Raw genomic sequence first — 7,737 nt, forward strand, 5'->3', positions numbered from 1 at the left:
GCTCCCCAGCGGGAGCGCCGCTCAATTGTCTGTTCATCTTATACCAGAACTGCATCCCTCCTCGCCAGCGACGGGCGCGACCTGGCCGCGGCCGCGCGCGGTTGACCAACGCGGTTCGAGCGCGGCCGTAACTGCGTGTCCTATCTTGACTTTAGCACCACGGCGATATACCTTCCGAACGCTTCCCCGAAAGCGGATTCCCGATCCCGAGAGGACAGGATTGGCCCAGCGTCTGGTCACCTTCACCACCGATTTCGGCGCCACCGATCACTTCGTGGGCACCATGAAGGGGGTTATCTACAACATCAACCCCGCCGCCCAGATCGTGGACATCTGCAACTCCGTCCACTCCTATGACGTTCTGGACGGGGCCCTGACCGTCGCCCAGGCCTACCACTATTTCCCGCCCGACACCATCCACCTGGTCATCGTGGACCCCGGCGTAGGCAGCTCGCGCCGCCCGCTGGTGGTCACCACCGGGAAGCACATCTTCGTGGCCCCCGACAACGGCGTGCTCTCCCTGGTCTACGAACGCGAGGAGCGCATCTCGGCTCGCCACATCACCGCGGAGCACTACTTCCTGCAGCCGGTGAGCCAGACCTTCCACGGCCGCGACGTCTTTGCCGCGGTGGTGGGCTGGTTGAGCAAAGGAGTGGAGGTGGCCAAGTTCGGCGAAGAGATCACCGACTACGTGCGCTTTGCCGCTCCCAAACCCAAGCCGGTCAGCGACAAGCTGATGAAAGGCGTCATCCTCAAGGTAGACAAGTTCGGCAACCTCATCACCAACATCACGCCCAAGGAAGTGCCGCAACTGTTCCAGCCGGAGCCGCCCTCCTTCAAGATCCTGGTGGGCAAGCACGAGATCACGCGCATGCGGAACTCCTACGCGGAGGGGGCCGCGGGCGAGGTTTTCGGCATTCTGGGGAGCATGGGCTTTCTGGAGATCGCCACCCACCGGGGTGCGGCCGCGCGCGTGGTGGGTGCCGACAAGGGCAGTGACGTGGGCGTGCTCTTCGAGGAAGCCCCGGCACCAGCCCCGGCGCCAGCCTCGGCGGAATCTGCGGTCTAGCTAGGGGTTCTTCGGCTTGGGGCGGGCATAGCGGTCCATCTCCGCCGTCCACTGCAGGAAGCTCCCCAGTCGGGCACGCTCCCGCCACATGAATCCCCAGAACTCCAGGAAGCCGACCTTGCTCATCTTCAGGCCGGTGTAGGTCTCGATGCGCCACTTCAGGTAGGGACTGCGCCAGGGGGCCAAGTGGTGGCCCCGGGTGGCGTTCCACAGGAAGCGCAGGAGATTTCGCATGGCGGTCCGGGCCCCGGAGAGCGACTCCCGAGGCCTCTCCGAGTATAGCGCGCGCGGGAGGCCGATTTTTCCGCGTGCTACAATCGACTCACTCATGGCCGACGAGGGCAAGCGCCGGCAAGCTGAAGACGCCTACTACGCCGCCCTGGATTGTTACGCCGAAGGCCGCCACGAGGAGGCCCTTGCCGCCTACCGCCGCTCGATCGAGCTGGATCCCGGCTTCACCGACGCCCTGCACGGACTGGCCAAGCTCTATCAGGACCTGAACCGCTACGACGAAGCCATCGCGGCCGCCCAGCGTATCGCCGAGCTCGATCCCGACGACGTCCTGGCCCACACCAGCCTCTCCATCCTCTATCAGAAGAAGGGTATGATCCCGGAGGCCGAAGCCGAGGGCAACAAGGCCCGCATCCTGGGATGGAAGCAGCAGTTGAAGAAAAAGTAGTCAGGGGTCAGTAGTCAGGAGTCAGTGTCTTCCCAGGCTGGTCTCGCTGACTCCTCGCTGACTCCTGACTCCTGATCTCTGACTCCTGCCCTTAGAGGTTGTACTTCTTGATCAGGTGCCGGAAGGAGCGGTAGCTGAGCTTCAGCAGCTCGGCGGCGCGGGTCTGGACTCCGTTGGAGCGGCGCAAGGCGGAGCGGATGAGCGAGCGCTCGATCTCGGCGACGTAGTTCTCCAGGTCCAGCCCCTCCGCGGGGACGGAGAGGCAGACGGCTCCCGGACCGCCCGCGGCCGCGGCCAGGGCATGCGTCTGCAGGCGCTCGGCGGGAAGCTCCACCTGCAACTCCTCCTTGGTCTCCAGCGCCACCGCGCGCTCCACCGCGTTCTCCAGCTCGCGCACGTTGCCCGGCCAATCGTAGCCGCTCAGCTCTTCCATGGACTTGGCTGAGATGCGCAGAATGCTCTTCCCCGCCGCCGGGGCATACTTCTTCAGGAAGTGGCTGGCCAGCAGGGGGATGTCGGCGCGGCGCTCGCGCAGCGGCGGCACCTTGATGGGGATCACGCTGATGCGGTAGTAGAGGTCTTCGCGGAAGTTGCCCTGGGTCACCTGGGATTCCAGGTCTTTGTTGGTGGCGGCGATGACGCGCACGTCGATGGCCCGCTCCTCGGCCGCGCCCACGGGGCGGAGCGAGCGTTCCTGCAGCACCCGCAGCAGCTTCACCTGCATGCCCAGACTCATCTCACTGATCTCGTCGAGGAACAGTGTGCCGCCGTCGGCCACCTCGAAGAGCCCGCGGCGGTTCTGCAGCGCCCCGGTGAAGGCGCCCTTGACGTAGCCGAACAGCTCGCTCTCCAGCAGGGTTTCAGGAAAGGCGCCACAGTTGACGGAGACGAAGGGCTCGGCGGCGCGCGGCGAGCAAGCGTGCACGGCGCGGGCCACCAGCTCCTTGCCCGTCCCGCTCTCGCCCTGCACCACGATGGTGCTGGCGGTCGAGGCCACGCTGCGGATGGTCTGCTTCAGCTTCTCCATCACGCCGTCGGAACCGATGATGTGGTCCAAAGAGTTGAAGCTGGCGGCGTCGCGGCGGTAGGCGAAGTTCTGGCGGCGCAGGGCGCTGCGCTCCAGGGCCCGCCCGATGGCCAGGCGCACCTCCTCCACCAGCGAGGGCCCCTTGCGCAGGTAGTCGAAGGCGCCGCCCGCCCGCACCGCCTGGATGGCGGCTTCCAGGTCGTCGACCGCGGTGATGAGCACCACCGCCGAGTCGGGCGAGGCCTGGTGCGCGTGGCGCAGCACGGCGATGCCGTCCACGTCGGGCATCTTGATGTCGGTGACGATGACGTCGTAGAGCGCGCCGTCGATCTTCTTGCGGGCCGCATCTCCCGTCCCCACGGTCTCGACGCGGTGGCCCTCTTTGCGCAGAGCGATATCGAGGACCTCGCAGATGGCGCGGTGGTCGTCGCAGACCAGGATGCTAGCCACGGGCCACCTGCGCTCTCTCCCGGGGCGCGGCGGGAGAGCGGGCGGGCTCCGCCTCCGCCTGCCGCAGCTCGAGCACGAACTCTGCGCCCTGCCCGGGCGCCGAGCGCACCCAGATCTTGCCTTCGTGCGCCTGCACGATCTGGTAGATAATGGGCAATCCCAGGCCGGTGCCGCCTTCGAACTGCGACTGGAAGGGCTCGAAGATCTTCTCGATCTGCTGCAGCGTGAGGCCGCTGCCGGTGTCGGCGATGCTGATGAGCCAGGTGTCGTGGCCGGGGCTGAGCGACACGGTCAGCGTTCCCCCGCGCGGCATGGCCCGGACCGCGTTCTCGCAGAGGTTCCAGAAGACCTGCTTCATGCGGTCGCCGTCCACCACGGAGTACGCGCATTCCACCTGGATCCGCTGCACCACCCGCAGGGGCGCGCCTTCCTGCGGCGGCCGGTTCTCCAGCAGGGTCAGGGTGTCCTGGAGCAAGGTGACCAGGTCGAGGCGGGCGAAGCGGTAGTTCTTCTCGCGGGTGTAGTCGAGAACGTCGCTGATGATCTCGTTCAGGCGCACGGTCTCCCGCACCACGATCTCGATGAGCCGGCGCTCGTCCTCGTTGAGGGCGGAGATCCCGGAGAGGACCTTGACCGAGCCCGCGATCCCGGAGAGCGGCTGCCGCATCTCGTGGGCGATGCCCGCGGCCATGCGCCCCAGCGCGGCCAGACGCTCCCGCATGCGTACCTCGCGCTCCAGCCGCCGCATCTCGGTCAGGTCATCGAAGGTATAGACGTAGCCCACCAGCCCGCGGTCGGGAATGTTGAGAGCGGAGACGGTCACCCCGAAGGTCTTGTCTTCTCCCGTGGGCGTGGTGGCGCGCACCTCGCCATGCGCCGCCGAGGACTCCACATCCGGCAGCCGGTCCAGGAAGAGCTCAGAGATGCGCATGCCGAAGACCTCGGCGGCGCTGCGCTCCAGCAACTGTTCGCCGGCGGCATTGAGCACCTTGATGCGGCCGTCCAGGTCGGTGGTGATCAGCCCTCCGCGCATGGAGTAGATGATGTTCTCGTGCAGGGCCTGCAGGTTTTCCAGGGCGCCGCTGGCCTGCTCCAGCTCGACCCCGGTCTGCCGCAGCTTGGTGCTCAATTGGCTGGAAAGGTAGGCGATGGCCCCGAAGGCGAAGAGGTTGATGAAGATGGTCGCCTGCAGCGACTTGATGTCGGGCCGCAGCGTGGAATAGGAGCGGATGACCTCGAAGTAGGAGAGCTCCAGCATCGCGCCCACCAGGATGAAGGCGAGGGCAGCGGTGAGGTAGGTCCAGGCGCGCGAGAGCAGGATGCTGGCCATGAGGATGACCAGGGGATAGACGAAGTTGAAGTAGCTCTCGCTGCCTCCGCTGAGGTAGACCACCACCGTGGCGAAGGCCAGGTCGGTGAGGATCTGCAGGCGGGAGTGCATCTCGTCGTCGTTCCACAGGGAAAGCAGAAGGGCGTAGAACAGCGAGACCGCGAACCAGAGCACGATGACGCCGAAGAAGCTGCCCTCGGGGATGCTGGTGGGGGTGAGGCGGGTGACCGCCAGCTCGATGCCGACCAGGAAGAGGATGACGAAGATGCGCACCTTGACCAGCCAGATGAGCCAGGTGCGCTGTTTGGATTCCGTAGCCATGCTTGGCGGCTCTCCGCGGCCCGCCGGCCTCAACACAGACCCGTCCCCGCGGCCCAGGGCCGCGCCGGCCGGCCAAAGGATCGGGGGAGCTCGCTACCCTGCGAGTTTTCCGATCATGGAGAACAGCGGCATGTACAGCGAAATGACGATGCCGCCCACGGCCACGCCCAGGAAGGCGATCATGATCGGTTCCAGCAAGGTCAGCATGTCCTTGGTGGCCGTGTCCACCTCGTCCTCGTAGAAGTCGGCGATCTTCTGCAGCATGGCGTCCATGGCGCCCGTGGCCTCGCCCACGCCGATCATCTGCGTCACCATGTTGGGGAAGACGCCGCTCTCGCGCAGCGGATCGACGATGGTGCGCCCTTCCTCGATCGCCTTGCGGACCTTCATCAGGGCCGCCTCCAGGACGGCGTTACCGGAGGTGCGGGCGGTGATGCTCAGGCCCTCCAGGATGGGGACGCCGGAGGTGATCAGGGTGCCCAGGGTGCGGGTGAAGCGCGCCACCGCGATCTTGCGCAGCAGCATGCCCATGACCGGCAGGTTCAGCAGGATCTTGTCGAAGAAGAGGCGTCCCTTGGGCTCTTTGCGGATGTACTTGATCCCGAACCAGGAGCCGATCAGCACCAGGATGAACACCCACCATGTGGCCCCAACGAAGTGGCTGAGCCCGATGGTGATGCGGGTGGGCAGGGGCAGGGCCACGCCCAGACCGACGAAGAGGTTGGCAAAGATGGGCACTACCCACTTCAGCAGGGCGCCCACCACCAGCACGGCGATGCTGATGACCGAGACCGGGTACACCAAGGCCGACTTGACCGCACTCTTCAGCTTCACCGCCTTCTCCACGTAGGCGGCCAGGCGCTGCAGGATGGTGTCGAGAATACCGCCGGTCTCGCCCGCCTCGATCATGTTGGTGGTCAGGTCGTCGAAGATCTTGGGATAGGCGCGCATGGCGTTGGCCAGGGTGGCGCCGCCTTCGACCGTGGTCCGGACCCCGGTCAGGCAACGCTGGAAGGCGAGGTTCTCCTGGTTGGCCGCCAGGATCTCCAGGCACTGCACCAGGGGAAGGCCGGCGTCGATCATGACCGAGAACTGGCGGAAGAAGATGGCCACGTCCTTGGCCTTCACCTTGCCCGAGCCGAAGGTGGGCAGGGAGAATTCCTTGCCCTTCTCCTTGATGTTCACCACGTTGATGCGTTCGCGACGAAGCTGAGCGGCCAGCACCTGCTTGTTTTCCGCCGCGCGTTCTCCGGTAACCTTCTCGCCCGTTGCGCTCTTACCGGTAAACGTGAAGACTGGCATGGTCAACCTCCGTTAAGCTGCCGATCTGGCGCGTTTCCTCACCCTTCCCGTCCTGGCCCGAATCACTTGCGCACTCCCGCCGCCACCGGCGGCTTGGAAACCACTCCCGCTCCGCGGTTGATCATCTCCTGCAATTCGTCCGCCATGGAAGAGCGCTGCAGGGCCGTCTCCAGCGAGATCTGCTTCTGGAAGTACAGCGTGGCCAGAGACTGGTTGAAGGTCTGCATGCCGAACTTGTCCTGGCCCGACTGCATGGCGGAGTAGATCTGGTGGATCTTGTCCTCGCGGATGAGGTTGCGGATGGCGGCGTTGGGCACCATGATCTCCATGGCCATCACCCGCCCCTGCCCGCCCGGCTTGGCCAGCAGCGCCTGGCAGAGGATCCCCTCCAGCACCAGCGAGAGCTGGGCGCGGATCTGCGATTGCTGGTGCGAGGGGAAGACGTCGATGATGCGGTTGATGGTCGAGGCCGCCGAGTTAGTGTGCAGGGTGGCGAAGGTCAGGTGGCCGGTCTCGGCGATGCGCAGCGCCGCTTCGATGGTCTCCAGGTCGCGCATCTCGCCGATCAGCACCACGTCGGGGTCCTCGCGCAGCGCCGCCCGCAGCGCCTCGGTGAAGCCCTTGGTGTCGGAGTGTACTTCGCGCTGGTTCACCAGGCAGCTCTTGTTCTGGTGCACGAACTCGATGGGGTCCTCGATGGTGATGATGTGGTCGTGGCGCTCGCCGTTGACCTTGTCGATCATGGCCGCCAGGGTGGTGGACTTGCCCGAACCCGTGGGCCCGGTCACCAGCACCAGGCCGCGCGGCTTCTCACACAGCCGGGAGACCACCGGGGGCAGACCGAGCTGGGCGAACGACTTGATCTCGAAGGGGATGACGCGGAAGACGGCGGCCACCGCGCCCCGCTGGTTGAAGCAGTTGCCGCGGAAGCGGGCCAGGCCTTTGAGGCCGAAGGAGAAGTCCAGCTCCAGGTTCTCCTCGAAGCGGTGCTTTTGGGCGTCGGTGAGCACGCTGTAGGCCAGCTGCTTGGTCTCGGTGGGCGTCAGCGGCGGCATGTCCAGGGGAGTGAGGTGGCCGTGCACCCGCACCTGCGGCGGCGAGTTGGTAGTGATGTGCAGATCGCTGCCGCTCATCTCCAGCATCTTCTTCAGCAGATCGCTCAGCGTCGTGGTTGCCATGCCCCACTCTTCCCTTCTTCTCCAGCGTTAGTGAACGGTTTCGCGAGCCACTTCTTCCAGCGTGGTCTCGCCGTTCATGACCTTGATGAGCCCACTGCGGCGGAGGGTGATCATGCCGCGCTCCACCGCCTTCTTCTTGAGTTCGACGGCGGAGGCCCCGACCAGGATAAGCTCGCGGACCTCGTCGTCGATCTCCATCACCTCGTAGAGACCGCAGCGGCCTTTATAGCCGCTGTTGTTGCAGGTCTGGCAGCCCTTGCCTTTCTTGATCTTGACGGTCTTGGCTTCTTCGGGGCCGTAGCCGGCCTCGATCAGGCTCTGGTAGGGGATCTCGACCACCTCGCCACAGTCCTTGCAGATGCGCCGCACCAGGCGCTGGGC

The 7,737-nt window shown here is 65.6% G+C and carries 8 protein-coding genes; 2 read left to right on the top strand and 6 right to left on the bottom strand.

Annotated features, from left to right (window positions below):
• Window positions 1–220: 220 nt before the first annotated feature.
• On the top strand, window positions 221–1,069 hold the full coding sequence (locus tag VEG08_09480) for an SAM-dependent chlorinase/fluorinase (protein ID HXZ28212.1): 849 nt from the start codon (window positions 221–223) through the stop codon (window positions 1,067–1,069).
• Here VEG08_09480 and VEG08_09485 read toward each other — a convergent pair whose 3' ends face one another.
• Entirely contained in the window at window positions 1,070–1,303 is a 234-nt protein-coding gene (locus tag VEG08_09485) for a hypothetical protein (protein ID HXZ28213.1), read from the bottom strand. It abuts the gene before it with no gap.
• Between the two features lie 94 nt (window positions 1,304–1,397).
• On the opposite strand from VEG08_09485, the gene VEG08_09490 reads away from it, so the two are divergent.
• A complete protein-coding gene (locus tag VEG08_09490; protein HXZ28214.1) occupies window positions 1,398–1,748 on the top strand; it encodes a tetratricopeptide repeat protein in 351 nt (116 codons plus the stop codon).
• A gap of 91 nt (window positions 1,749–1,839) precedes the next feature.
• Here the strand turns inward: VEG08_09490 and VEG08_09495 are convergent, their stop codons facing one another.
• The 5 genes from VEG08_09495 to VEG08_09515 form a co-directional block, all read right to left on the bottom strand.
• Window positions 1,840–3,225 (bottom strand): sigma-54 dependent transcriptional regulator, encoded by a 1,386-nt coding sequence (locus VEG08_09495; protein ID HXZ28215.1) that lies wholly within the window; start codon window positions 3,223–3,225, stop codon window positions 1,840–1,842.
• The gene (locus VEG08_09500) at window positions 3,218–4,876 is read right to left on the bottom strand and encodes an ATP-binding protein (protein HXZ28216.1); all 1,659 of its coding nucleotides are present in this window, start codon (window positions 4,874–4,876) and stop codon (window positions 3,218–3,220) included. Before VEG08_09500 ends, VEG08_09495 begins: the two co-directional genes overlap by 8 nt.
• Before the next feature lie 93 nt (window positions 4,877–4,969).
• Window positions 4,970–6,178, bottom strand: coding sequence for a type II secretion system F family protein (locus tag VEG08_09505; protein ID HXZ28217.1), 1,209 nt, complete (start codon window positions 6,176–6,178; stop codon window positions 4,970–4,972).
• A gap of 62 nt (window positions 6,179–6,240) precedes the next feature.
• Complete coding sequence (locus tag VEG08_09510; protein HXZ28218.1) at window positions 6,241–7,356, bottom strand: type IV pilus twitching motility protein PilT; 1,116 nt, start codon at window positions 7,354–7,356, stop codon at window positions 6,241–6,243.
• 27 nt (window positions 7,357–7,383) lie between these two features.
• The coding region (locus VEG08_09515; GenBank protein HXZ28219.1) for a type II secretion system protein GspE at window positions 7,384–7,737 on the bottom strand (354 nt) is incomplete at its 5' end.

Source organism: Terriglobales bacterium (genome assembly GCA_035624475.1).
Classification (GTDB): Bacteria; Acidobacteriota; Terriglobia; order Terriglobales; family Acidobacteriaceae; genus DASPRL01.